At 57.1% G+C, this 25,232-nt stretch carries 20 protein-coding genes; 9 read left to right on the top strand and 11 right to left on the bottom strand.

Annotation, left to right across the window (positions count from 1 at the left end; genetic code table 11):
- From astD to AC5JQH_RS06440, 5 genes are all read right to left on the bottom strand, one after another.
- Positions 1–1,476, bottom strand: coding sequence for a succinylglutamate-semialdehyde dehydrogenase (astD, locus tag AC5JQH_RS06420; protein WP_053113022.1), 1,476 nt, complete (start codon positions 1,474–1,476; stop codon positions 1–3).
- The gene (astA, locus tag AC5JQH_RS06425; RefSeq protein WP_108017889.1) at positions 1,464–2,564 is read right to left on the bottom strand and encodes an arginine N-succinyltransferase; all 1,101 of its coding nucleotides are present in this window, start codon (positions 2,562–2,564) and stop codon (positions 1,464–1,466) included. The genes astD and astA overlap by 13 nt, the downstream gene beginning before the upstream one ends.
- Before the next feature lie 61 nt (positions 2,565–2,625).
- Entirely contained in the window at positions 2,626–3,645 is a 1,020-nt protein-coding gene (locus tag AC5JQH_RS06430; protein ID WP_288367279.1) for an arginine N-succinyltransferase, read from the bottom strand.
- A 9-nt stretch (positions 3,646–3,654) separates the two neighbouring features.
- Positions 3,655–4,869 carry an aspartate aminotransferase family protein gene (locus tag AC5JQH_RS06435; protein ID WP_014578271.1) on the bottom strand — a complete coding sequence of 405 codons (1,215 nt, stop codon included), beginning with the start codon at positions 4,867–4,869 and terminating at the stop codon, positions 3,655–3,657.
- 99 nt (positions 4,870–4,968) lie between these two features.
- Positions 4,969–6,429, bottom strand: coding sequence for an exonuclease domain-containing protein (locus tag AC5JQH_RS06440; protein ID WP_288367278.1), 1,461 nt, complete (start codon positions 6,427–6,429; stop codon positions 4,969–4,971).
- A 280-nt stretch (positions 6,430–6,709) separates the two neighbouring features.
- On the opposite strand from AC5JQH_RS06440, the gene AC5JQH_RS06445 reads away from it, so the two are divergent.
- Positions 6,710–7,519, top strand: a complete 810-nt coding sequence (locus tag AC5JQH_RS06445; RefSeq protein WP_104270742.1) for a porin — start codon at positions 6,710–6,712, stop codon at positions 7,517–7,519.
- A gap of 244 nt (positions 7,520–7,763) precedes the next feature.
- Here AC5JQH_RS06445 and aceF read toward each other — a convergent pair whose 3' ends face one another.
- Together aceF and aceE are read right to left on the bottom strand one after the other, a co-directional pair.
- Positions 7,764–9,428 (bottom strand): dihydrolipoyllysine-residue acetyltransferase, encoded by a 1,665-nt coding sequence (gene aceF, locus AC5JQH_RS06450; RefSeq protein WP_104270743.1) that lies wholly within the window; start codon positions 9,426–9,428, stop codon positions 7,764–7,766.
- 10 nt (positions 9,429–9,438) lie between these two features.
- Positions 9,439–12,102, bottom strand: coding sequence for a pyruvate dehydrogenase (acetyl-transferring), homodimeric type (gene aceE, locus AC5JQH_RS06455; RefSeq protein WP_053113028.1), 2,664 nt, complete (start codon positions 12,100–12,102; stop codon positions 9,439–9,441).
- A gap of 661 nt (positions 12,103–12,763) precedes the next feature.
- Here aceE and AC5JQH_RS06460 point away from each other — a divergent pair.
- Positions 12,764–14,128, top strand: a complete 1,365-nt coding sequence (locus AC5JQH_RS06460; protein ID WP_273045360.1) for a lysine 2,3-aminomutase — start codon at positions 12,764–12,766, stop codon at positions 14,126–14,128.
- A 54-nt stretch (positions 14,129–14,182) separates the two neighbouring features.
- Here the strand turns inward: AC5JQH_RS06460 and AC5JQH_RS06465 are convergent, their stop codons facing one another.
- The 3 genes from AC5JQH_RS06465 to trxA all read right to left on the bottom strand — a co-directional run bounded on the left by AC5JQH_RS06465 (position 14,183) and on the right by trxA (position 15,755).
- The gene (locus AC5JQH_RS06465) at positions 14,183–14,416 is read right to left on the bottom strand and encodes a hypothetical protein (protein WP_014578277.1); all 234 of its coding nucleotides are present in this window, start codon (positions 14,414–14,416) and stop codon (positions 14,183–14,185) included.
- Positions 14,417–14,479: 63 nt separating this feature from the next.
- On the bottom strand, positions 14,480–14,806 hold the full coding sequence (locus AC5JQH_RS06470; protein WP_014578278.1) for a hypothetical protein: 327 nt from the start codon (positions 14,804–14,806) through the stop codon (positions 14,480–14,482).
- Positions 14,807–14,891: 85 nt separating this feature from the next.
- On the bottom strand, positions 14,892–15,755 hold the full coding sequence (gene trxA / locus AC5JQH_RS06475) for a thioredoxin (RefSeq protein ID WP_493805406.1): 864 nt from the start codon (positions 15,753–15,755) through the stop codon (positions 14,892–14,894).
- Positions 15,756–15,962: 207 nt separating this feature from the next.
- Between trxA and lon the strand changes: the two genes are divergently transcribed.
- On the top strand, positions 15,963–18,413 hold the full coding sequence (gene lon / locus AC5JQH_RS06480; protein ID WP_104270744.1) for an endopeptidase La: 2,451 nt from the start codon (positions 15,963–15,965) through the stop codon (positions 18,411–18,413).
- Positions 18,414–18,441: 28 nt separating this feature from the next.
- Here lon and AC5JQH_RS06485 read toward each other — a convergent pair whose 3' ends face one another.
- Positions 18,442–18,936: a MarR family winged helix-turn-helix transcriptional regulator gene (locus AC5JQH_RS06485; protein ID WP_008171562.1), complete on the bottom strand. Its 495-nt coding sequence runs from the start codon at positions 18,934–18,936 to the stop codon at positions 18,442–18,444.
- 165 nt (positions 18,937–19,101) lie between these two features.
- Here AC5JQH_RS06485 and AC5JQH_RS06490 point away from each other — a divergent pair, with 165 nt between their 5' ends.
- From AC5JQH_RS06490 to AC5JQH_RS06515, 6 genes are all read left to right on the top strand, one after another.
- A complete protein-coding gene (locus tag AC5JQH_RS06490; RefSeq protein ID WP_008171560.1) occupies positions 19,102–20,010 on the top strand; it encodes a TPR end-of-group domain-containing protein in 909 nt (302 codons plus the stop codon).
- 154 nt (positions 20,011–20,164) lie between these two features.
- Entirely contained in the window at positions 20,165–21,277 is a 1,113-nt protein-coding gene (locus tag AC5JQH_RS06495) for a branched-chain amino acid ABC transporter substrate-binding protein (protein ID WP_053113032.1), read from the top strand.
- 162 nt (positions 21,278–21,439) lie between these two features.
- A complete protein-coding gene (gene livH / locus AC5JQH_RS06500; RefSeq protein WP_493805407.1) occupies positions 21,440–22,363 on the top strand; it encodes a high-affinity branched-chain amino acid ABC transporter permease LivH in 924 nt (307 codons plus the stop codon).
- Positions 22,363–23,634, top strand: a complete 1,272-nt coding sequence (locus tag AC5JQH_RS06505; protein WP_008171555.1) for a high-affinity branched-chain amino acid ABC transporter permease LivM — start codon at positions 22,363–22,365, stop codon at positions 23,632–23,634. Before livH ends, AC5JQH_RS06505 begins: the two co-directional genes overlap by 1 nt.
- A gap of 6 nt (positions 23,635–23,640) precedes the next feature.
- On the top strand, positions 23,641–24,396 hold the full coding sequence (livG, locus tag AC5JQH_RS06510; RefSeq protein ID WP_008171552.1) for a high-affinity branched-chain amino acid ABC transporter ATP-binding protein LivG: 756 nt from the start codon (positions 23,641–23,643) through the stop codon (positions 24,394–24,396).
- A 9-nt stretch (positions 24,397–24,405) separates the two neighbouring features.
- A complete protein-coding gene (locus AC5JQH_RS06515) occupies positions 24,406–25,107 on the top strand; it encodes an ABC transporter ATP-binding protein (protein WP_008171549.1) in 702 nt (233 codons plus the stop codon).
- Positions 25,108–25,232: the final 125 nt, after the last annotated feature.

The following is a 25,232-nucleotide window of genomic DNA, read 5'->3' on the forward strand; positions in this document are numbered from 1 at the left end:
TTAATCGAAATTGAGGCCGGGTGCCAGAGACTCTGGCATCTCACTCTTGCCGGCCTCCAGAGAAGCCATGGGCCAGGCACAGTAGTCGGCAGCGTAGTAGGCGCTCGGGCGATGATTGCCACTGGCGCCAACACCACCAAAGGGCGCCGCGCTGCTGGCGCCGGTCAGCGGCCGGTTCCAGTTCACGATACCGGCGCGCACTTCTTCCACCAGCCGTTCATAGAGTTTCCGGTCGTCCGTCAGGATGCCCGCTGACAGCCCGTAGTGAGTATCGTTCGCCAGTGCCAGTGCATCATCAAAGCTCTTGTAGCGATACACCTTCAGCAAGGGGCCAAAGAACTCTTCATCGGTCACGTCCAGACCTGTGGCATCCACGATACCAGGCGACAGCAGGCCGGTTCCGGACTTCAGGGACTTCATCTCCAGCAGGGATTTGCCGCCCTTCTCAAGCAGGCTGGCCTGGGCCGCCAGGAGTTTTTCGGCGGCCTCCGCGGAAATCACGGAGCCCATAAACGGCTGCGGATCGGCATCGAACTCGCCGACCTTGATTCGGGCGGAGACTTCCACCAGCCGGTCGATGAACGCGTCACCTTTCTTGCCCTTGGGTACCAGCAGGCGGCGTGCACAGGTACAGCGCTGACCGGCCGACAGGAACGCCGACTGCAGGGCATGGTGCACTGCACCATCCACATCAGCCACATCCTGAACGATCAGCGGGTTGTTGCCGCCCATCTCCAGGGCCAGGATTTTCTCAGGCTGGCCTCCGAACTGTTTGTGCAACAGATGACCCACGGTAGAACTGCCGGTAAAGAACAGGCCGTCAATCAACGGGTGGCCGGCCAGGGATTTGCCCGTGGCCGAGGCGCCCTGAACGAGATTGATCACTCCATCAGGAATGCCGGCCTTCTCCCAGAGTTTTACCGTCAGCTCGGCGACCCCCGGGGTCAGCTCACTCGGTTTGAACACCACCGTGTTACCGGCGAGCAAAGCCGGCACTATGTGGCCATTCGGCAAATGCCCCGGAAAGTTGTAGGGGCCGAACACCGCAACGACCCCGTGGGGCCGGTGCCTGAGCACGGCATGACCACCGGCAACATCCGATTCAGACGTCCCGGTACGGTCGTTGTAGGCTTTCACGGAAATACCAATCTTGCCGATCATCGCCGCCACTTCCGTGCGGGATTCCCACAGCGGCTTGCCGGTCTCCAGGCCAATCTGGTGTGCCAGCTCTTCCTTGTGAGCCTCAAGCAGCTCACCAAAGGCTTCAACAACGGCCTGGCGTTCGGCAAAGCTCTTGCGCTGCCACTTCACAAAGGCATTGCGGGCCTCACGAACGGCCGCATCCACATCCTCCAGATTGGCGCTTTCGCCATCCCAGAGTGTTTCACCGGTCACCGGCTGGACAGATTCGAATACCGGCCCGTGGCCCGGTAGCCAGAGCCCGTCGATAAACAGTTCACCCGTCAGCTTTGCCATTTCGATGCACCTCCCGGTACTGAGCTTCTATAACTATGTTTGGTCAGCAGCCCCGAGTCTTTCAAGGGGGCCAGGCGAACCGGATCGCCAGATTCAATCTGCAAGGCTTCGGCGACTTCAGGTGGCAGGCTGACGGTATCCGGTCCGATGCAATCTATCGGCACGGTAGTCACCCGGAAATCCCGGAATGAGCGGTTCGAAACCATGACCCGCTCCTCAGATGGCACGTCCAGGTTGACCGGTTTGCGAGTGACCATGGCGTGTCGGTTCATGCCTTCCCGAACCGTCCGGACATTGTGAACGAAGGCTTCAACCACGGGCCCGCCATCAAAGATGTCTACCAGTCCGTTGAAGTTGAACCCCTCGGACTGAAGCATCCGGAGTGCCGGAGCGGTGTTGTCATGGACCCGGCCGATCACGGCACGGGCGGAATCCGGCAACATGGACAGGTATATCGGATACTTGGGCATCAACTCGGCAATAAACGACTTGTTGCCCAGCCCCGAGAGCATGTCCGCCTCGCTGAACTCCATGTCGAAGAATTTGGTTCCCAGCGCGTCCCACAGAGGGCTCCGGCCGTTGGCATCCGACACGCCCCGCATTTCCGCGAAGATTTTTTCCGAGAAGTGTTTGCGGAATTCATCCAGGTACATGAACCGGCAGCGGGAAAGCAGCAGGCCGCTGCCTCCGCCTTTGTACTCATCGGAGAGCAGCAGGGAGCAGATTTCGCTGGTATCGGTCATGTCGTTTGACAGATGCAGCGTTGGAGTCCGCACGTGAACACCCAGCTCTTTCGAGGCATTGACGGTGACGCTGAGACGGTAATTGTAGAACACTTCATCCAGACCAACGCGAGCCTGGATACCGCTGATACCGACCGTTTTCTTGCGTTCGGTATCCTCCAGAGCGAAGAGATAGAGCCCTGCTTCCGGCGCAATGCGCTGGTTAAAGGTCTCCCGGGCGTGATTGATCTTCCTCTGCAGAAGCTCCCGGTCCGCCGGCAGGGTGGTCAGCCCCTTCCCGGCGCTTTGGGCCATGGCATACAGGTCGTCCAGATCGTTTTCCTGCAACGGGCGAATTACCAGCATGGTGTCGCCTCCGTGATCCCGGCGGGTTGATACTTAACTGCGTCCTCGGTGCCCGAATAGGTCATAGCGGCGCGATCCTTACCCGGTCACCCGCGGTCCGGTTCAGCGTGTTCCAGGTCGAGACCGGAACCTTGAGTTTGTCGTCCAGTGTTTCGGCGACCGGTGTCAGGGTGCAGCGAAACTGTTCACCCTCGCCAGCGGCAATGAGACAGGTTTCGCCGGTGTCCTCGTTGGTCCCATGAAGTTCCTTCGGGTGACTGGTCACGAGGGTTTTCAGGCTGTCGGTACGAGCTTCAAGAACCGGACCGGCATCAAAAATGTCCAGATAGTTTCCGGGCTGGAACCCTTCCCGCTGAAGCAGTTCAAAGTTGGGTACGGTAATCTGGTGCGGCTGCCCCATCGCCCTCTGGGCCGCTTCACTCAGCAGCGTCACATAAATGGGATTGGGAGGCATGAGCTCGGCAATGAAGGTTTTGCTGAGCTGCCCGGAGTACTGGTCCGCCGTTTCAAAATCCATATCAAAGAAATGCCGGCCAAGGCTGTCCCAAAAGGGCACGCTCCCGTCTTCGAGCTGAACGCCCTGAATTTCCACGGCCATACGCTGGGTAAACCATTCACGGTGATCAGCAATAAACAGAATCCGGGCCCGCGACAGCAACTCGAACGCATCCGTGCCCTGCAGCTCCGGGCGGATCGAGAAAGAGCACAGCAGCGATACATCGGTCAGCGAGTGGGAGGGGTACAACACCTCCACACGGCGGGACACTCCCAATTCATGGGAGGCATGGATCAGGGCATCCCGCCGGTAACTGTAAAAAGGCTGGCCATTGCCGGCATGGGCATCGATACCGGCCGTGCCGGCGATGTCTCCGGTTTCAGTGTCCTCAAGCACGAACAGGAACCTGGGAGGATCATCCTCTGCGCTGATCCGGCCGGCAAACGACGCCAGGGACTGCTCGATCTTGTAGGCCAGGGCGTCGCCCTGTTTGGGCAGGGTGGAAGAAAGACGGGCACACTGGGTGCCCGCGATGGCGAGAATCTGGTCCAGATCATCCGGCTCAGCCGGACGTACCAGCCACATAAGATCTCCTTAGGCCGTCAGTTTTTTCACTGCCGCTTCGAAACGCTCGAGGGCTAATTCGATGTCCGGTTCCGGGATAATCAAGGATGGCGCCAGACGAATCACGTTTGCGCCGGCCACCAGAACCATCACGCCCTCTTCCAGCCCGGCGTTCAGGAAGTCCTTGGCCTTGCCCTGCCATTTCTCGGTGAGCACGCAACCGAGCAGCAGGCCGGCACCGCGCACTTCGGTGAACACGCCGTAGCGTTCGCCAATATCCATCATGCCCTTGCGGAGCTTGTCGGAACGGGCTTTCACGCCCTTGAGAATCTCCGGCTGGCTGACGGTATCCACTACCCTCTGCGCTACGGCGCAGGCCAGTGCGTTACCGCCGTAGGTACTGCCGTGAGTACCGACGCCCAGGCTGGCTGCAACCTTGGCCGTGGTCAGCATGGCTGCGACCGGGAAACCGCCGCCAAGCCCCTTGGCACTGGAGAGAATATCCGGCACCACGCCATACATTTGATAGGCGTAGAAGTGGCCACTTCGACCAACGCCGGACTGAACTTCATCAAACACCAGCAATGCGTCATTTTCGTCGCACAGATCACGCAGCCCCTGCAGGAATGCCTGGTCGCCGGGCATAACACCGCCCTCACCCTGAATGGGCTCGACCACGATGGCACAGGTTTTCTCCTTGGAGATCAGTTTCTTCACGGATTCCAGGTCGTTGAACTCGGCATGGTGAATGCCGCCGGGTGCCGGCTCGAATCCTTCCAGGTACTTGGGTTGGCCACCGACGCTCACGGTAAACAGGGTGCGCCCGTGAAAGGAATTCTTGAACGAAATGATCTCGTTCTTCTCTTTACCGTGATGCTCCCAGGCGTACCGACGGGCCAGCTTGAACGCCGCTTCGTTGGCCTCGGCTCCGGAGTTGGCGAAAAACACGCGCTCGGCAAAGGTGAGGTCACACAGGGTTTTCGCCAGACGCAGGGCTGGTTCGTTGGTCATCACGTTGGAAAGATGCCAGATTTTCTCAGCCTGATCGTGCAACGCGCCCACCAGCCCCGGATGGGAATGGCCCAGGCAGGTCACTGCGATGCCGCCCTGGAGATCGATAAACTCGCGGCCTTCCTGATCCCAGATCCGGGAGCCCTCTCCTCGCACCGGAATAATGGAACCGGGAGCGTAGTTGGGCACCATGACTTCATCGAACAGTTCGCGGCTGACGGGTTCTTTATTCATAAATCTCTCTCGGGAAAGCGGCTAAGCAATTAAAAATAGTAGAGTGGCCGCACCAAACAAGTAAGTAGGTGTGCGGACTCTTGCACCATAATACGCCACTCACGGCATAAGAACATCCGGTTCCCCGATGGCAGGCAATTCGATCACCCGCTGCTGTTCGTGCCCGCCCTTTTTTCTGTCCATGAGGGCGCCGATCAGAAGTTTGTAGGAATCCAGGTCAAAGGTGACTGCCTGGCCGCTGAGTGAGAGATCCGCCAGTTCCTCCTCTTCATGGAGGGTGGCGACATGCATCCAGTTATAAACCACCAGGATGTCCGTGCGCCCGGACCGCTCATCCCGCTCAACGATCCCGACCGGCCCTTTCCAGGGCCAGGTTTTCAGTCGCAGGCCGTGGAAGGCAATCTGCACCCTGAGGTTATAGCGTTCGACATTCTCGAGTTCCTCACAGGCGCCCTTGCAGCGCCCCAGTGCGCGCTGGAAACAAGGACCCTCGTGCTCCGGCTCCAGGCCGAGTAGCCGGTTGCACAATTCATTCTTGGCCGCGATGCCGCTTAATGCCCGCTCGGCATCCCGCTTGCTGCGAAACAACCCGAAATAATCACCCAACCGGTGGGGCTCGATTTCACGAACCAGGCGCGCCTGGAGATACCCCGCCTCGTTTTTCGACAGCTCAATGCTCACCAGATTCTTGGCCGCCCGGGAGCGACGGTTGAACAGAGGCTTCAGGGTCTTGATCTGCTTGAGCTCCAGCAGGAGCGCGCCAAGCTCGCCGGCAGTTTCCGTCCACTCAACACGGCGCAGACTCTCGGACATCCTTACACCACGGGCAGAGTTATGATCGCCGGAAAAGTGCGAGGCCACCCGCTGGGCAATATTGGTGCTCTTGCCAACATATAAAAGCACATCGTTTTCGCCGTAAAACCGATATACCCCAGGGCCCCGGGGCAGGTCCTGAAGCGTATCCGACGGAAGGTGGGAAGGAATACTCGGCCGTTGCAGCAGCTCTCGGAGAGCCTTATCGAACTTCCCGTCGCCTTTTTCCGAACGTGCATGCTCAAAGAACGCCAGCATGGCGGACACATCGCCCATGGCCCGGTGGCGCTGAACCCTGGCAAGGCCATGGCGGGCAATCAGCGCGTCCATGTTATGCCGCCGGAATTCCGGATACAGCCGCCGGGAAAGCTTTACCGTACACAACACCTTCGCTGAGAACAGGCGCCCCAGTCTGCGGAATTCGGATTTGATAAAACCGTAATCAAAGCGGGCATTGTGAGCGACAAACACCTTGCCCTTGAGTTGCTCCTCCAGCTCATCCGCCACCTCTTCAAACAACGGGGCATCGGCGACCATTTCATTGGAAATGCCGGTAAAGTTCTCGATAAACGGGGATATCCGCGTTTCCGGATTCAGCAGCGTCTGCCACTCACCCACCACCTCGCCGGCCTGCCAGAACCGGATACCAATCTCGGTAATCCGGTCCCGGGCTGAATTACCGCCGGTGGTTTCAATATCAAGAAACGCGAACGTGGCTGACTCAATAACTGTACTTTCGGACGTCATGGAACAACTTTACGCCTCATTGGCAACTGCAGATGTCTGTATATGAACGAAAAGCTGTTATAGACATTCGTCTAATTTCTGCATGAATTTATTTAAATTGTCACGAATTCGTAACTACCTTGTTTTTGGGTCCAACAACAAAAATGTGTAGAGACAACAACGATGCAAAGCAACAAACTGAGATTGACAAATCGACGAAGAAATTTCTAACGGCGGTCGCGCCGGTAACTTTGCCAAAATCACAAAAGGCGACGCTGACACAGCCGACGGCCATTTTGGCATGGACGCAAATACCAGCCGTGTCGGTCTTTCTGTGGTTAATCCGGAAGGGGTCAAAGTTGTTGTCGAATTCGACTTCAGCAATAGCGCCAGCCTTGATCCGCGCCTGCGCCACGCTTATGGCGAATACAACAATGTCAGAATTGGTCGGTACTGGTCCAACTGTAACTCCTGGGTCGGCAACACTGCTAACGTGGACTTCGATGGCGTTCCGGGTACTGCTGGTGCACAAGACCGTACCGAGCAAATCACCTACATGAGCGGCCCGTTCTCCGTTTCACTGGAGAATGCTATCGACTACGGCGGAGTAGTAGGCGTAGCTCCGGTTCTTACACTTCAACCCGACGGAACGCAACAGCTAGAGCCAACACCGGGCCAAGATAGAGGCACCGTCGCCAGCTCTCCTGCACTGACTGCAAAGTTTGAAGATTCACAGGGTGGATTTTCTTACGCAGCAGCCGTCATGGCCAAGCAAACAGCTTACGACACAGGTTCGGCCGATGATTCAGCCATCGGTTTTGCCGGTTTCCTGGCTGGTAAAATTGCCATTACCGATATGATCTCAATCCAGGGTGCGATCAACTATGCAGATGGCGCCAATGCGTATGTATATCGCGCGGGTAGCAACTTTGCCGGAGCAGACGCAGCAACCACGACTGAGCAGAACACGTCCATGTATATCAACTATATGTGGAGCCCGGTTGATAAGGTTAGCATGGGCGTACAGTTCGAGAATCTGGAAACTGAAAGCCAAGGCGGAGCCGACGGCGACGCAAATCGTCTCATGTACGTAGCACAATACAGCTTCTAATCCTTCCGTTAGAAGTTAGTTAACTCAGCAGAAACCCCGGCTCCGGCCGGGGTTTTTGTTTGTGCGAAAAAGCGATCAGGAAAGAGCCAGAACGACAAAGGCCGGTGCGGCTTTTCAGAACTGTAGAGGGCCAGGGATGGCCCGAAACAAGCGCACAGGGATGTGCTTGTAGCGTGTTCTGAAAAGCCGCACCGGCCTTTGTCGCGCCACCCAACCCTCAGGCTGGGTGACAACTAGCTTCCTATCACAGCAGAAGGGAACGAATATCCCCAAGAAGCTGACTGAGCACCGTGGTAAACCGGGCGGCATCCGCCCCGTTTACTGCACGGTGATCGTAAGACAGCGACAACGGCAGCATTAACCGGGGCTGGAACTCCTTGCCATCCCAAACCGGCTTCATCGCCGCCTTGGAAACCCCAAGTATCGCCACCTCCGGCGTATTCACGATCGGCGTAAATGCCGTGCCGCCAATACCACCCAGACTGGTGATGGTAAAACAGGCACCCTGCATCTCTGCCGGCTTCAACTGCTTGTCCCGGGCTTTCTGGGCAAGCTCGGCGCTCTCGGCAGCAAGCTCCCACAAGCCCTTCTTGTCCACATCCTTGATAACCGGCACCATCAGCCCGTTGGGCGTATCCACCGCAATCCCGATGTGAATGTACTTCTTGCGAACCACCTCCTTGCGCTCCATGTCCAGGGACACGTTGAACTGGGGCAGTTCTGCCAGCGCCGTGGCACAGGCCTTCAGCAGGAACGGCAACGGCGTCATTTTCACGCCCTTCTTCTCGCCGGCTGCCTTCTGGGCCTTGCGGAAATCCTCCATGTCGGTGATGTCCGCATCCTCGAACTGGGTGACGTGAGGCACGTTCAGCCAGCTGCGCTGCATGTTGTTGGCCGTAGCGAACATCATCCGCGACATGGCCTCACGCTTCACTTCACCAAACTGGCTGAAGTCTGGCAGCTTGACCCCGGGGATACCGGAGCCGGTGGCAACACCGCTACCCTGCTGAGCCTGCTTCAGCTGGCTCTTCACATAGGCGTGGACATCGTCCTTGATAATCCGGCTCTTCGGGCCAGAGCCCTTGATGCGGGCCAGATCGGCACCCAGCTCACGGGCCAGCTTGCGAACAGCAGGGCCAGCATGGACCTTCGCGCCAGGCGTGGGCGGCTCATAGGTTGCACCCTGAGGTTCAGGGGCAGACTCTACTTGCTGCTTTGGCTTCTCTTCGGACTCGGGCTCCGACTTCGCTTCCTTCGCCGGTTCTTCAGACGCCGGCTCGGAGTCGTCTTCCGATTCGCCGCCCTCTTCCTGAACGGTCATCTCCAGCAGCTCATGGCCCTCGGAGAGCTTGTCACCCTCGGACACCAGGATCTTGCCCACTTTGCCCGAGTACGGCGAGGGAATCTCCATGGTGGCCTTGTCCGATTCCACGGTAACCAGCGGATCGTCAGCCTCGATGGTATCGCCTTCGGCGACATTGATTTCGATTACCGGAACATTGTCGAAGCCATCCAGCGCAGGAACCTTCACGGTCTCCTTGCGTGAGCCACCGGAAGCCTTCTTCGGCGCCGGCTTGCTCTCTTCGGATTTCTCCTGCTCCTTGGCTTCGCTCTTTTCCTCAGCTTTTCCTTCCGGCTCTTTCTTGGAATCGTCAGAGCCACCACCATCGGCACTGGCTTCCATCATCCCTACGACGTCGCCTTCCTTGACCTTGTCGCCCACCTTAACGGTGATCTTGGTAATCTTGCCGGCTCCGGGCGACGGCAGCTCCACGGAGGCCTTGTCTGACTCTACGGTCAGAATCGGATCTTCTGCTTCAACCGAATCCCCTGCGCTGACGGTGATTTCGATAACCTCGACCTCATCCGCACCGCCGAGATCCGGAACCTTGATTTCCTGTTCACTCATGGCGGTCTCCTTAGCTCAGCACCGGGTTCGTTTTGTTGCGATCGATTCCGTACTTGCGCATGGCTTCGAGAACCACATCGTTCTTCACCTCACCGTCCTTGGCCAGAGCTGACAGCGCCGTGACTGTTACGTAGTAACGGTCGACTTCAAAGAAGCTGCGCAGCTTTTCCCGGGTGTCGCTGCGGCCAAAGCCGTCGGTGCCCAGGGTCAGGAAGGTTTTCGGGATGAACGCCCGGAGCTGCTCGGAGTGCAGCTTGATGTAATCGGTGGAAGAAACCACTGGCCCGGTCTGCTTCTCCAGACACTGGGTAACATACGCCTTCTTCGGCTTGTCATCTGGGTGCAGGCGGTTCCAGCGCTCTACGTGCAGGCCCTCACGGGCGAGCTCGTTGAAGCTGGTAACACTCCACACATCGGAGGCAACACCCCAGTCGTCTTTCAGCATCTGGGCGGCAGCGCGCACCTCGTTGAGGATAGCGCCCGCACCAAGCAACTGAACCCGAGGCGTCTTCTTGTTGCCCTTGGTTTCAACAGACTCGAACTTGTACATGCCCTTGATAATGCCGTCTTCGCAATCCTTGGGCATGGCAGGCTGTTCGTAGTTCTCGTTTTCGATGGTCAGGTAGTAGAAGACGTTCTGGTTGTCCTCGAACATCTCCTTCATACCCTTGCGGAGCACGACCGCCATTTCATAACCATAAGCCGGATCGTAGGCTTTACAGTTCGGAATGGTGTTGGCCAGCACGTGACTGTGGCCGTCCTGGTGCTGCAGGCCTTCGCCGTTCAGGGTGGTCCGGCCGGCGGTACCGCCGATCAGGAAACCACGGGCCTGGATGTCACCGGATGCCCACGCCAGATCGCCAACCCGCTGGAAACCGAACATGGAATAGAAGATGTAGAACGGAATCAACGGGAAGTTGTTGGTGCTGTAGGAGGTCGCTGCCGCCATCCACGCTGCCATGGAGCCGTCTTCGTTGATGCCTTCCTCAAGAATCTGGCCTTTCTTGTCTTCCCGGTAGTACATGATCTGGTCACGGTCTTCCGGCACATACTTCTGGCCCTCGGCGGTGTAGATGCCGAGCTGACGGAACATGCCTTCCATACCGAAGGTACGGGCTTCGTCGGGCACGATGGGTACCACACGCTTGCCGATGCGCTTGTCCTTGGTCAGAGCTGTCAGGATACGGACGAAGGCCATGGTGGTGGAGATCTTCCGGTCGCCGGAGCCCTCCAGTACCGCTTTGAAGATGTCCAGATCAGGAATCTGCAGCGGCTGGCAATCCTTGCGGCGCTTGGGATAGAAACCACCCAATTCCTGCCGGCGCTTCTTCATGTAGACGATTTCCGGGCTATCCGGCGCTGGCCGGTAGTAGGGAACGTCCTTGAGCTCCTCATCCTTCAGCGGCACTGCAAAGCGGTCGCGGAACGATTTAAGCTGCTCGATATCGAGCTTCTTCAGAGAGTGAGCGGTATTCTGCGCCTCGCCGGCCTCACCAAAGCCATAGCCTTTGATGGTATGAGCCAGTATGACGGTCGGACGCCCACCGTTCTTATTGATGGCATGATGGAAGGCTGCATAGATCTTGTAAGGATCATGGCCACCCCGGTTGAGCTTGTTGATCTCCTCATCCGACAGGTCCTCAACGAGCTTGGCTGTTTCGGGGTACTTGCCGAAGAAATTCTTACGGGTATAGGCCGGGCCATTACTCTTGAAGTTCTGAAGGTCGCCGTCACAGACCTCGTCCATGACGCGCTGCATCTTCCCTTCTTTGTCCCTCTCGAACAGGGGATCCCAGTGGCGACCCCAAACGACCTTCAACACGTTCCAGCCGGCACCGCGGAAGACACCCTCAAGTTCCTGGATAATCTTGCCATTACCACGGACTGGGCCGTCCAGACGCTGAAGGTTGCAGTTAACCACAAAGATCAGGTTGCTGAGGTTTTCCCGGCCGGCCATGGAGATAGACCCCAGGGTTTCCGGCTCGTCACACTCGCCGTCACCGACAAAGCACCAGACCTTGCGATCGCCCATCTCGATGAGCTCCCGGCTGTCCAGGTACTTCATTACGTGGGCCTGATAAATGGCCTGAATCGGGCCCAGACCCATGGAAACCGTGGGGAACTGCCAGTAATCCGGCATCAACCAGGGGTGCGGGTAAGACGAAAGGCCGGTGCCATCTACCTCTTCGCGGTACTTGTCGAGATCTTTTTCATCGAACCGGCCTTCAAGATAGGAACGTGCATAGATGCCCGGAGATGAGTGCCCCTGGAAATAAACCAGATCGGATTCGCGCTTTTCGTCGCCACCATGGAAGAAGTAGTTAAAGCCAACATCGTAGAGGGTCGCAGCCGACGAGAACGAGGAGACATGGCCGCCAAGATCTCCGGGACGCTGGTTGGCGCGCATAACCATGGCCATGGCATTCCAGCGGATCAGGGAGCGAATACGGCGCTCCATGAAGAGGTCGCCGGGCATCGGCGCCTGCTGGGACACAGGAATACTGTTCCGGAATGGCGTGGTAATGGAATATGGCAGTTCGGTTCCGTCACGGCTCGCCCGTTCAGAGAGCCTCTCAAGAATGTATTTGGCCCGGTCTACGCCTTCGTTCTCGATCAGAGATTCCAGCGCGTCCAGCCATTCACTGGTTTCAATGGGATCATCGTCCTGGTACATCAAACCCTCCCCTTGGCATCAAAAAGTGCAGCGCCGCCACGATCAGCAGCCGGGCGCGTTGCGGTGTCGATAAGCTGCGATGAAATGCAGTGTTTTGTTGTGGGTATGTCAGCCTGACAGGTGTACCGGCTCCCAGTACACAGAACCTGTACAAAGCATAGAACAGCTTTCACACTTTTCCTGCCCGATCGCACCCGATTTACGGGCTTTTGGCCCCACGAATGATCGGTATGCCGATGAAGCGCGCGGATCAGCCAACCCATTTTGTCGTCTTTTTACTACATTTTTAACGCTAAATTCAATTTACACCCTATCCAAATCCATTTCAGGGGCGCTCTTTGCGGTTACTTACGGAAGAATGACCGTTTTTGGACCATCAGACAACCAGACTGCGACCAATGTCGTAGCATTCTTATCAACCGGAAAATTGATTACCACGCTAAACGATATCCTCGCCGCAATTCGCTACACATTCGCCGCCGTTAGCGATTTTTGTTGAATATTCTGAGCCTTCAACTCTTCTACCCATCTAATTTACCGGAACTTTTTAATTAGACCTGAAAATAATCCCCCGTTTATGTATACTCGCCTGCCTGATTTTTAACCACCGAAAAGTGGTCGGACCACTTTTTCCGTCATTGGCACCAACAGAGGGCGATCTATGAACTCCATCGTCACCTTTCCGAACCGGATTCCCACTACCGAGTTCGAGGAACGGCGTTTCAAGGTCTACACAGACCGCCAGCTCGACAAGATTGAAGTTATTCAGAATCTCCCTGAGGAGACGCTGTTTGAAATGAAGGTGGTAGCCAGCGTGCTACCGTTCCGGGTCAACGAATATGTGATCAATGAACTGATCAACTGGGACAAGGTTCCCAACGACCCGATCTATCAGCTTGTCTTCCCCCAGAAAGGCATGTTGAAAGAAGAGCATTACGAGCGCATGGCAACAATGCACCGGGAAGGTGCCGACAAAAAAGAGATCCAGGCGGTTGCCAAGGAAATCCGGGATGAACTGAACCCGCACCCGGCAGGCCAGATGGAAATGAACATGCCGGAGCTCGACGGTGAGGTGCTGGACGGCGTTCAGCACAAGTACCGCGAAACAGTGCTGTTTTTCCCGGCCCAGGGTCAGACCTGCCACTCTTACTGCACCTTCTGTTTCCGCTGGGCACAGTTTGTCGGTGACAAGGACCTGAAAATGGCCAGCACCGAAGCCGAGAAGCTCCACGGCTACCTGCAGGAGCACACCGAGGTAACCGACCTGTTGGTGACCGGTGGTGATCCAATGGTCATGAAAACCAAGAACCTGGTGCAGTATCTCGAGCCACTGCTGCAGCCCAAGTTCGACCACATCCAGACCATCCGCATCGGCACCAAGGCCCTCACCTTCTGGCCCTACCGCTTTGTGACCGACAAGGATGCGGATGAGCTGATCGATCTGTTCGCTCGTCTCGTGGACGCCGGCAAGCACGTGGCCATCATGGCCCACTACAACCACTGGCAGGAAATCACCACCGAGATCGCCGAAGAGGCCATCCGACGTATCCGCGCCACCGGCGCCGAGATCCGAGCCCAGGGCCCGCTGATCAAGCACGTCAACGACGATGCCGACGCCTGGGCAAAACTGTGGAAGAAGGAAGTGCAGCTGGGCATCATCCCCTACTACATGTTTGTAGAGCGGGACACCGGTGCCAAAAACTACTTTGAAGTACCTCTCGCCGAAGCCTTCCACATCTATCGGGAAGCCATGAAAAAGGTCAGCGGCCTGGCCCGGACCGCCCGCGGCCCCTCCATGAGCGCCGGCCCCGGCAAGGTGGAGATTCAGGGTATAACTGAAATCAACGGCGAGAAGGTGTTCGTCCTGCGCTTCCTGCAGGGTCGTAATCCGGACTGGGTTCAGCGCCCGTTCTTCGCCAAGTACAGCGAGACGGCCACCTGGCTACACGAGCTGGAACCGGCCTTTGGCGAAGAGAAGTTCTTCTTTGAAGATGAGTATGAAGCCATGAAGAGGGGCAACGGCTAAAGGCCGGCCCTGGCGTGATAAAAAGCGGCCCCAGTGACGGGGCCGCTTTGCTTTTCAGCGATTGGAACGACGCGCTTTCCAGTTGGGAATAACCCAAAAGACCAGGGCTCCGAACACAGCCCCGATAATGCCAATCAACGCTACCTGCAGACCACCATTACCCAGAACCCCATCCTGGACGTTCTCCATCGCCAGCAAGCCGGCAATGAGGATCCATGGAGTGAGAAGAATAAGGGCGCTCAAAGCCAGAAATCGCTGAATTCGACGATCATCTTTTCGACTACGCATAATGACCTCTCCCAATAAATGAGCCTATGAATACTGCATCTATTAGTCATTGGATCAGGTTCGTTATTTTTGCCTCACAAACTTGGGCACAAACCCCTCTGGCTTGTCCCTGAGCCACTCAACAAACGTCCGCAACTCCTCCAGCTGCAGCAGCTTTTCCCGGGTGTTGAAGTACAGACCCAGTTCGTATTCCGAGCGAGCTTTATGAATGGCGTTATGACACGGCCTGCACACCCACAGGGTTCGGGTGATCAGATCTTCTTTGGTGAACAGTTTCTGGAAGCGCTTCTTCCGATGCAGGTGCTTGGGGATAAGGTGGTGCCGGGTGAGCCTGGCAACCGGGCGTTCGCAGAGTTCGCAATTGTCTGGCTGGGGTGGGAGCTTGAGCATTGTGTTTGCTTGAACGAGGGCCGGATGAAGACATTCACCCGGCCCCGGATTCAACCTCGGGTTCTGATCTCCCCGAGCAACCTAATCAGTGCATCAGGGTATAGAGCTTTCGCCGATAGGTCCGCACATCCGGGTTATTGTTACCCAGCTTGTCGAACAGCTCGATCAGCGTTGTCTTGGCCACTTCGTCCTTGTATTTACTGTCCACCTGCATCAAACGGATCAGAAGATCCATGGCCTCGGCGTTGTTCTCCTGTAATACGTGGTGGAGCGCCAACTGATGCAGAGCGTTCGGGTCTTTGGGATCCTGCTCCAGCGCCATTTCGAGATCCTTGATCGGTGGCAGCTCGGCAGACTGCCGGAGAAACTTCAGGCGGGCCGCCAACTGCTTTGCCTGGTGCTGCATCTTCTCCTCCGGCGGAAGGCTTTCCAGTACCTGTTCAGCCGTCTCAAGATCACCCATCACCGCTTTCAGCTGGGCAAGATCAATCAGTACCTTCAGGTTCTCGGGATCCTCCTGGTTCATCTGCGACAGGATGGCCAGCGCTCCCTCAACATCGCCCTCTTCCCAGATCCGATGGGCCTTGTCATACGGATCCTCCTTTGGCGCTTCAACATGCTTGTCCAGAACCTTGCGGATTTCGTTTTCCGGCAGCGCACCGTTAAATCCATCCACCGCCTGGCCATTCTTGACCAGAATGACCGTTGGCAGACTGCGCACACCAAGGCTGGAGGTAAGCTGCTCTTGCTCGTCCGCGTTCACCTTGGCGAGCATGAACGCGCCCTGGTAATCCTCAGCGAGCTTTTCCAGCAAGGGCATCAACTGCTTGCACGGAGCGCACCACTCAGCCCAGACATCGACCAGAACGGGTGTGCTGGCAGAGGCTTCCATCACCTTCTGCTGAAAGTTTTCCATGGTAGCGTCAAAAATATACGGAGAGTTGCTCATGCAAGGCACCTGAAAAGTCGTATGAATCATCGGAAACTGCCAGAGACATGGGGCCAACTCCCGGAAATTCAAGCGCCAACAGCGCCAACCCAACTCCTTGAAATCACCGTATCTGCCGTTACATAGCTAATAAGCAACGCCCCGGGGCAACGACGCAGCAGCCCGTCCCGGGCAGATTCACAACCTTTCCGGATGGATACTCGCGGCATGAATGATGAGACGCAAAACGATTCACTAGAGGAATTCGAAGAGGACGTGACCGAATATATCGGCAAGGACGAGCACAGCAAGAGCCTTGCCCTGCCCCAGCAGATGATGCCCCGGCGCATGTACGTGCTGCCGGTTTCGAACCGTCCGTTTTTCCCGGCCCAGGTGCAGCCTGTGGTGGTCAACCAGAATCCGTGGCAGGAAACCCTGAAGCGGGTCGGCGAAACCGACCACAAGGTCATGGGTATCTGTTTTGTGGAAGAAGAGGATGCGGAGGCAGGCGTTCCTGCCAGCGAACAGCTGGAGACCGTCGGCTGCGCCGTGCGCGTACATCATGCCCAGAATGAAAGCGGCAAGGTTCAATTCATCGCCCAGGGGCTTCAACGCTTTCGGATTGTCCAGTGGTTGCGCCGCAAACCGCCTTACCTGGTTGAAGTGGAATATCCGGCAGAACCGGAAGAAGAGGCAGACGAACTCAAGGCCTACACCCTGGCCATTATCAGCGCGATCAAGGAGCTGCTGCGCACCAATCCGCTGTACGGCGAGGAGGTAAAACAGTACCTGTCCCGGTTCGGGCCGGATGACAGTTCTCCGCTTGCCGACTTTGGCGCCTCGATGACCAGCGCTCCGGGTAACGAATTGCAGGATGTGCTGGACACCGTTCCCCTGCTCCGCCGCATGGAAAAGGTCCTGCTCCTGATGCGCAAGGAACAGGAAGTCGCTCGGCTGCAGTCGGAAATCAGCGAGGAGGTTAACGCCAAGGTGCAGAAGCACCAGCGCGAGTTCTTCCTGAAGGAACAACTCAAGGTCATCCAGCGTGAGCTGGGCATGGCCAAGGACGACAAGACCGCAGACGTGGAGCGTTTCGAGCAGCGCATGGCAGAGCTGCAACCGCCCGAGGCTGTGCAGGAGCGTTTCCGGGATGAACTCGAAAAACTGCAGGTGCTGGAACAGGGCTCCCCGGAATATGGCGTTACCCGTAACTATCTGGACTGGCTGACCCAGGTTCCCTGGGGCGTTCACTCGGAAGATCACTTCGATCTGGCCGAAGCAAGGCGAATACTCGACCGCGATCACGACGGCCTCGACGATGTGAAAGACCGAATCATCGAATTTCTGGCGGAAGGAACGATCAAGGGCGAGGTCAGCGGTTCGATCCTCTTGCTGGTAGGCCCACCGGGCGTTGGCAAGACATCGATCGGCCATTCCGTGGCGGATGCACTGGGGCGGAAGTTCTATCGCTTCAGCGTTGGCGGCATGCGGGACGAAGCTGAAATCAAAGGCCATCGCCGCACTTATATCGGCGCCATGCCAGGCAAGTTTGTCCAGGCACTGAAAGATTCAAAAGTGGCGAACCCGGTCATCATGTTGGATGAAATCGACAAGATCGGTGCGTCCTTCCAGGGCGACCCGGCCTCTGCCCTGCTGGAGACACTGGACCCTGAACAGAACCGCGACTTCCTGGACCACTATCTGGATGTCCGCATGGACCTCTCAAAGGTTCTGTTCATCTGCACCGCGAACCAGCTGGACACGATTCCGCGGCCGCTGCTGGACCGCATGGATGTCATTCGTCTGTCCGGCTATATCGCGGAAGAGAAACTGGCCATCGCCAAGCACTTCCTGCTTCCCAGACTGCTGAAGCGGGCTGGGCTGCTGAAAAAGCAGCTCAACATCACGGACGCAGCGATCAAGCAGGTTATTGAGGGCTATGCGCGAGAGGCCGGCGTGCGGAGCCTGGAAAAACTCCTGCACAAGATACTCCGCAAGGGGATCGTGAAGCTGCTGGAAAACCCGGACCAGCCGGTCAAGGTGGGCGTGTCGGATCTGCAGAGTTATCTGGGGCGGCCTTCGTTCAAGAAAGAGAAATCCCTGAAAGGCACCGGCGTTGTCACTGGCCTGGCCTGGACCGCCATGGGCGGAGCCACCCTGAGCATCGAGGCCTCCAGGATTCACAGCGCACAACGCGGCTTTAAACTGACGGGCCAGCTGGGTGATGTCATGAAAGAGTCCGCAGAAATCGCCTACAGCTATGTGTCCTCAAACCTCAAGCGCTTCAAAGGCGACCCGACGTTCTTCGACAAGTCCTTCGTGCACTTGCACGTGCCCGAAGGCGCCACGCCGAAGGATGGCCCCAGCGCCGGTGTCACGATGGCCACCGCCCTGCTGTCGATCGCACGCGGAGAGGCGCCACAACAAAACATCGCCATGACCGGAGAGCTCACCCTGACCGGACAGGTGCTGCCGGTAGGCGGCATTCGAGAGAAGGTCATTGCGGCGCGTCGGCAGAAAATCAGTAACCTGATCCTGCCGGAAGCCAATCGGGGGGATTATGAGGAGCTGCCGCAGTACCTGAAGGAAGGCCTGGCGGTGAACTTTGCCAAGCATTACAGCGATGTTTTCCAGGTGTGCTTCGCCAATAAGCCGAGGAAAGGGTCTTCGGTGCACTAATGGCAGGAGAAAGCCTGGCTCATTGAGGTCAGGCTTTCTCCTTCCACCCGTCATCCTTCAGAACCGACCCAACGGTTAGCACCGGTGATGCATCAATATCATCGGCATCCATCATGTTGGCCACCCGCTGAAGCGAGGCCAGAATCATGGTTTGCTCCCACTCCGCCAGGCTCTGGAATTTCTGAATGAAATCCTCTTGCAACGGATTGGGCGCCCGGGCCAGAAGATCTGCACCTTCCTCGGTCAGGTGCGCGTGAACCTTACGTTTGTCCTGGGTGCTGCGTACCCGATAAACCAGTTTCCGATGCTCGAGGCGATCCAGGATGGTGGTTACCGTCGCCTGGCTGAGACTGACCTTTTCCGCAATGGTGCCGATAGTCACCTCGCCCAGATCCCGAATCGTTCTCATGATCAGCAGCTGGGGCCCCGTGAGCCCGGCATGCTTGCTGAGACGCTTCGAATGAAGGTCCGTCGCCCGGATAACCCGCCTGAGAGCTACCAGTACATCTTCATAACTGTTCACAGCAATACTCCGATTCGGTCATGGGAATTTCTTTATACCCCTAACTATTAGAGGTCTTTGCACCCATGATTGCAAGTCAGGGAGATTCCCGGCATTTCTTCGGCCTTCCACTATGCTAAGGTTTCCCACTTGTTCCACTTACGACAGACGGACGGAATGCGCCCGATGATCAAGTATTTCCTGCCTTTTCTTTTGATGACGACGTTCGCCGGTACCCTCTTCGCCCAGGATAAACTGGGGCCAGAGGGAGAACTCACCTCAGAAGACCTGAGAGAGAGCATCAAGACGCTGGAAAAGCCGATGTATACCCCTTTCATCGAGCTTTACCTGTTAGAAGAGAGCAAAGCGTTGCGCAAAGAAATGCAGAACACCCGCGCAGAACTGATCGAAAAGGTGGTAGACAAGGAACTGTCCGTTGCCGACAAAACCATGTCCTATGCCACCGATACCGTTACCTACTTCTTTTACTTGATCGCCGGCGCCACCTCCATTCTCGTGGTGATCGGCTGGAACTCCATCCGGGACATGCGCAATCAGCTGACCAGTCTGGCCGAAAAACGGGTCAACGAGCTGGTGATCGAGTATGAGCAACGGCTCGAGTTCATCGAGGACCAGCTCAAGCAGAAATCCGACATCATTCACCAGAACCAGGCCGAGATCGAGCGCACCAACGAAGTGCATTCCCTGTGGCTGAAAGCCAGCCAGGAAACCTCACAGCAGAACAAGATTTCCGCCTACGACCAGATTCTGGATCTTCGCCCGGATGATGTGGAAGCTCTGAGTTACAAGGCCGACGCTGTCCTGGAAATGCAGGAACCGTTGTGGGCCATCAGTCTCTGCCAACGCGCGCTGAAGCTTGCACCGGATAATGGCCACGCGCACTATCAGCTGGCATGCGCCTATGCGGAAATCGGCCGCTGGGAGGACGCAGTAAGCACCTTGAAGAAAGCTATTGAAATTTCCGAGGCATACCGCGACGATGCTTCCGTAGACGTTAGTTTTGATCAGCTGCGCGAACATGAGAGCTTCCGCGAGCTGGTCTACCAGGATGAAGAAAACAGCACGGATGCGTGACACCGCTCAGAGCGGCACGGGATTTGCCTCTGCAGACAGGCCCGTGTTCCGGACCAAACCCCAGACTCATCCAGTTGACAAGCAGCGGGGTGTGGTGCTTGTTTAACTCTCTGAGAACACAAGAATAACCCTGAAATAAAACAGGACAGACTCAATGAGAACTTCAGTAAAAAAACTCGTAACCGCTGTTAGTACTTCCGTCGCCCTGATGGGTGCCGGCCACGCCGCCGCAGAAATCCAGATCGGTATCGCCGGCCCCATGACTGGCCCCGTTGCCCAGTATGGTGACATGCAATTCTCTGGCGCCCGCATGGCGATCGAGCAGATCAACGCCAATGGCGGTGTCATGGGCGAAGAGCTCGTTGCCGTTGAATACGACGACGTGTGTGACCCGAAGCAGGCCGTAACGGTTGCCAACAGCCTGGTCAACGATGGCGTTCGTTTTGTAATCGGCCACCTGTGCTCCAGCTCTACCCAGCCCGCATCTGACATCTACGAAGATGAAGGCATCCTGATGGTGACGCCGGCTTCCACCAGCCCGGAAATTACCGAGCGTGGCTATGAACTGGTGTTCCGTACGATCGGCCTCGACAGCATGCAGGGCCCGGTTGCCGCCAACTACATCGCCTCACAGAGTCCTGAGCGCGTGGCCATCGTTCACGACAAGCAGCAGTACGGTGAAGGTATTGCCACCGCGGTTCGTGACACCCTGAAGGACGCTGGCGTTGAAATCGCCATGTTCGAAGGCATCACCGCCGGTGACAAGGACTTCTCATCACTGGTCACCAAGCTCAAGCAAGCTGATGTGGACTACGTTTACTACGGCGGTTACCACCCGGAGCTGGGTCTGATCCTGCGCCAGGCTGACTCCGCTGGTCTGGATGCCCGTTTCATGGGCCCAGAGGGCGTGGGTAACAAGGACATCAATACTATCGCCGGCGAAGCAGCCGAAGGCCTCCTGGTAACCCTGCCACCGGCATTCGATCAGAAAGCTGAAAACCAGGCGCTCGTGAAGGCGTTCCAGGACAAAGGCGAGGATCCTTCCGGTCCGTTCGTTCTGACCTCCTACACCGCGGTTCAACTGGTGGCAGAAGGTATTGAAGCGGCCGACTCCACCGATCCGTTCGATGTTGCCGCTGCGCTGCGCGAAGGCACCTTCCAGACTCCGATCGGCACCGTTGAATACGACAAGGCCGGCGACATGAAGTCATTCGAGTTTGTTGTGTACGAATGGCATTCAGATGGAAGCAAAACTCCGGTAAACTGAGCCAAAATCGTTAACAAACGGTAATCATGAGAACACCTTCTCACCGCGATCCGGGAGAAGGTGTTTTTCTAGGCTCCTGTTGATCCTCCCCCACTTCCTGCCCGGATATCCCGGACACGGGGTGTGGTAGCGGAGAGAGCAGGCTTTCGGAGTCCCATAACAATGCAAGACCTCCTTTATTTCTCACAGCAGCTCATCAACGGGCTGACGATCGGGAGCGCTTACGCCCTGATCGCCATCGGCTACACGATGGTTTACGGCATCATCGGCATGATCAACTTTGCCCATGGTGAAATCTACATGATCGGTGCCTACACGGCGCTGATTGCCATTACCGGCCTCACCGCCCTCGGCCTTGCCTGGCTGCCGCTGATACTGATCGTCGCCCTGCTGTGTGCCATGATCGTTTCCAGCTCCATGGGCTGGGCAGTGGAACGGGTGGCTTACCGGCCAGTGCGGGGGCGTCACCGCCTGATCCCGCTGATCTCCGCCATCGGCATGTCCATCTTCCTGCAGAACTACGTTCACCTGGCACAGGGATCCCGCAACATTGGTTTCCCGGCCCTGATTGACGGTGGTTTCAACTTCGGTTCCGGTGACGGTTTCCAGATGTCCCTGTCCTATATGCAGATCACCATCTTCATCACCACACTGATCTGTATGACAGCCCTGTCCCTGTTTATTTCCCGTTCACGGACTGGCCGCGCCTGCCGGGCCGTGTCACAGGACCTGGGTATGGCCAACCTGCTGGGCATCGACACCAACCGGATCATCTCGGCAACCTTTGTGATCGGTGCGGCACTGGCAGCCGTTGCCGGCCTGCTTCTGGGCATGTACTACGGTTCGGTTGATCCTCTGTTCGGCTTCATTGCCGGCTTGAAAGCCTTTACCGCAGCGGTACTTGGCGGCATTGGCAGCATACCCGGCGCGATGCTGGGAGGACTGATATTGGGCGTGGCAGAGAGCATGACCTCCGGCTACCTCAGCGGTGAGTACAAGGATGTGATCTCATTCAGCCTGCTGATTCTGATTCTGCTGTTCAAACCCACCGGCCTGCTCGGCAAACCGGAGGTTGAGAAGATCTGATGGCTGCTAACAATTTCAGACACGCACTTTTCTGCGCGTTCATTACACTGATCATTTCCTACCCGATCATTGGGTTCAATCTTGAGGCCCAGGGCATCAACGTGACCCTGACCGGCGCCGATGCCACCACCATCGTGATGGTATTGCTCGCGGCAGTGATCGTATTCCTGTTCCAGATGTTCCGGGAACAGATCATGGGAGGCCTGAAGAGCATTCCCCATCCTCTGCCCCAATCCAACAAAGAGCCGATGGCGGAAAACCGTCGGGCAAAGATTGAGTCCTGGGTACTGACCGGCATCGTGGTTCTTGCACTATTCTGGCCCTTCTTCGTGTCCCGCGGTTCCGTGGATCTGGCCACACTGGTGCTGATCTATGTGATGCTGGCCCTTGGCCTGAACGTCGTGGTCGGTCTGGCCGGACTTCTGGATCTTGGCTACGTGGCATTCTACGCCGTGGGCGCCTACACCTTTGCCCTGCTCTCCCAGTACACCGGCATTTCGTTCTGGCTGGCACTGCCTATCGGTGCTCTGCTTGCCGCCCTGTTCGGTCTGGTGCTGGGCTTTCCGGTACTCCGGTTGCGGGGGGATTATCTGGCCATCGTAACCCTCGGGTTTGGCGAGATCATCCGGATACTCCTGAACAACTGGACGACGCTGACTGGCGGCCCCAACGGCATTGGTGGCATCCCCGATCCAACCCTGTTCGGCATGGAATTCGGGCGCCGGGTGAAGGAAGAGGGCAACACCTCGTTCCACGAAACCTTCGGCATCGCCTACAGCGGTGAGCACAAGGTTATCTTCCTGTACCTCATTGCCCTGGTTCTGGCGGTATTCACCGCGCTCGTAATCCGTCGATTCATGCGGATGCCCGTGGGCCGGGCCTGGGAAGCACTGCGGGAAGACGAGATCGCTGCCCGCTCCCTGGGTCTCAGCCGCACCGCAGTGAAGCTGTCCGCCTTTACCATTGGCGCCTTCTTTGCCGGTTTTGCCGGCACTGTGTTCGCCTCCAAGCAGGGCTTCATCAGCCCGGAATCGTTTGTTTTCCTGGAGTCTGCCATCATCCTGGCGATCGTGGTTCTCGGCGGCATGGGTTCCCAGATCGGTGTGGTACTGGCGGCAATCGCTGTCACCATCCTGCCGGAACTGGCCCGTGAGTTCTCCGAATACCGCATGCTGATCTTCGGTGCCGCTATGGTGCTGATGATGGTCTGGCGTCCGCAGGGCCTGATGCCCATGCGCCGCATTCATATTGAACTCAAAAGGCAGGAGTGACAGACGATGCTTGAAGTACAGAATCTGTCCATGCGCTTTGGCGGCCTGCTGGCGGTAGACGAAGTGTCTCTGGACGTTCAGGAACACGAGATTGTGTCCATCATCGGCCCCAACGGGGCTGGAAAAACCACTGTATTCAACTGCATGAGCGGTTTTTACAAGCCCACGGGCGGCAAGATCCTGTTCGAGGGCAAGGAAGTACAGGGTAAACCCGACTACAAGATCTCCCGACTGGGTATGGTGCGCACTTTCCAGCATGTGCGGCTGTTCAGCCAGATGACGGTGGTGGAAAACCTGCTGGTGGCTCAACACCGCCACCTGAACACCAACCTGATTTCGGGCCTGATCAAAACCCCCAGTTACCGGACCAAAGAGCAGAAATCCCTGGATCGGGCCGCCTACTGGCTGGATCGGGTTGGCCTGCTGGATCTGGCCAACCGGGAAGCCGGCAACCTCGCCTACGGTCAGCAACGGCGTCTGGAGATTGCCCGCTGCATGGTCACCGAGCCCAAGCTGTTAATGCTCGACGAGCCGGCAGCCGGCCTCAACCCGGCGGAAACCAAGGAACTCAACCAGCTGATCATCAGCCTGAAAGAGGACTACAACGTTTCCGTAGTGCTGATTGAGCACGACATGAGCCTGGTAATGGATATTTCCGACCGCATCAACGTCATCAACCAGGGCCGCCCCCTGGCCAGTGGCACACCGGAAGAAATCCGCCAGAACGACGACGTGATCAAAGCCTATCTGGGCGAGGCCTGAGGTAAACACATGTTAGTACTAGAAGATGTCCATACCCACTACGGCAAGATCGAGGCCTTGCACGGGGTGTCTGTCGAAGTCAAAAAGGGTGAGATCGTCTCGCTGATCGGCGCCAACGGCGCCGGCAAGACCACGCTGCTGATGACCGTCTGCGGTAACCCCCGGGCCAGTTCAGGACGCATTTTCCTGGAGGGCCGGGAAATCACCAACGAATCCACGGCGCAGATCATGCGCTCCGGCATCGCCATTGTTCCGGAGGGGCGTCGGGTGTTCTCGGGCCTGACCGTGGAGGAAAACCTCCACATGGGTGGTTTCTTCAACACCAAGGCCGAAATCCGCAAGAGCCAGGAGCACGTCTACGAGCTCTTCCCGCGCCTCAAGGAACGTGAACATCAGCGTGCCGGCACCATGTCCGGCGGCGAGCAGCAAATGCTGGCTATCGGGCGGGCCCTGATGAGCAGGCCAGAGATGATCATCCTTGATGAACCATCACTGGGCCTGGCACCGCTGATTATCAAGCAGATCTTCGAGATCATCGGCCAGCTTCGCGAGGAAGGCATTACGGTTTTCCTCGTCGAGCAGAACGCCCACCAGGCCCTCAACCTGGCAGACCGGGGTTACGTGCTGGAAACCGGAAAGATTCGCCTGCACGACACGGGCAAGAATCTGCTCAACAACCCGGATGTCCAGAACGCCTATCTGGGCGGCTGATCCTGGATCCTTGCCTCGAAGCATAAAACCGGAGCATGCACGCTGCTCCGGTTTTTTTTGGGCTAAATCAAATACTCACCAATCTTTAAACTTGCGTTGGCTGGATTTCAACTATACTCAGATCA

The organism is Marinobacter sp. H13 (assembly GCF_059072335.1).

Coding starts and splice junctions, on each gene's coding strand:
- astD (WP_053113022.1), bottom strand. CDS start 1,476: ATGGCAAAGCTGACGGGTGAACTGTTTATCGACGGGCTCTGGCTACCG.
- astA (WP_108017889.1), bottom strand. CDS start 2,564: ATGCTGGTAATTCGCCCGTTGCAGGAAAACGATCTGGACGACCTGTAT.
- AC5JQH_RS06430 (WP_288367279.1), bottom strand. CDS start 3,645: ATGTGGCTGGTACGTCCGGCTGAGCCGGATGATCTGGACCAGATTCTC.
- AC5JQH_RS06435 (WP_014578271.1), bottom strand. CDS start 4,869: ATGAATAAAGAACCCGTCAGCCGCGAACTGTTCGATGAAGTCATGGTG.
- AC5JQH_RS06440 (WP_288367278.1), bottom strand. CDS start 6,429: ATGACGTCCGAAAGTACAGTTATTGAGTCAGCCACGTTCGCGTTTCTT.
- AC5JQH_RS06445 (WP_104270742.1), top strand. CDS start 6,710: ATGGACGCAAATACCAGCCGTGTCGGTCTTTCTGTGGTTAATCCGGAA.
- aceF (WP_104270743.1), bottom strand. CDS start 9,428: ATGAGTGAACAGGAAATCAAGGTTCCGGATCTCGGCGGTGCGGATGAG.
- aceE (WP_053113028.1), bottom strand. CDS start 12,102: ATGTACCAGGACGATGATCCCATTGAAACCAGTGAATGGCTGGACGCG.
- AC5JQH_RS06460 (WP_273045360.1), top strand. CDS start 12,764: ATGAACTCCATCGTCACCTTTCCGAACCGGATTCCCACTACCGAGTTC.
- AC5JQH_RS06465 (WP_014578277.1), bottom strand. CDS start 14,416: ATGCGTAGTCGAAAAGATGATCGTCGAATTCAGCGATTTCTGGCTTTG.
- AC5JQH_RS06470 (WP_014578278.1), bottom strand. CDS start 14,806: ATGCTCAAGCTCCCACCCCAGCCAGACAATTGCGAACTCTGCGAACGC.
- trxA (WP_493805406.1), bottom strand. CDS start 15,755: ATGAGCAACTCTCCGTATATTTTTGACGCTACCATGGAAAACTTTCAG.
- lon (WP_104270744.1), top strand. CDS start 15,963: ATGAATGATGAGACGCAAAACGATTCACTAGAGGAATTCGAAGAGGAC.
- AC5JQH_RS06490 (WP_008171560.1), top strand. CDS start 19,102: ATGATCAAGTATTTCCTGCCTTTTCTTTTGATGACGACGTTCGCCGGT.
- AC5JQH_RS06495 (WP_053113032.1), top strand. CDS start 20,165: ATGAGAACTTCAGTAAAAAAACTCGTAACCGCTGTTAGTACTTCCGTC.
- livH (WP_493805407.1), top strand. CDS start 21,440: ATGCAAGACCTCCTTTATTTCTCACAGCAGCTCATCAACGGGCTGACG.
- AC5JQH_RS06505 (WP_008171555.1), top strand. CDS start 22,363: ATGGCTGCTAACAATTTCAGACACGCACTTTTCTGCGCGTTCATTACA.
- livG (WP_008171552.1), top strand. CDS start 23,641: ATGCTTGAAGTACAGAATCTGTCCATGCGCTTTGGCGGCCTGCTGGCG.
- AC5JQH_RS06515 (WP_008171549.1), top strand. CDS start 24,406: ATGTTAGTACTAGAAGATGTCCATACCCACTACGGCAAGATCGAGGCC.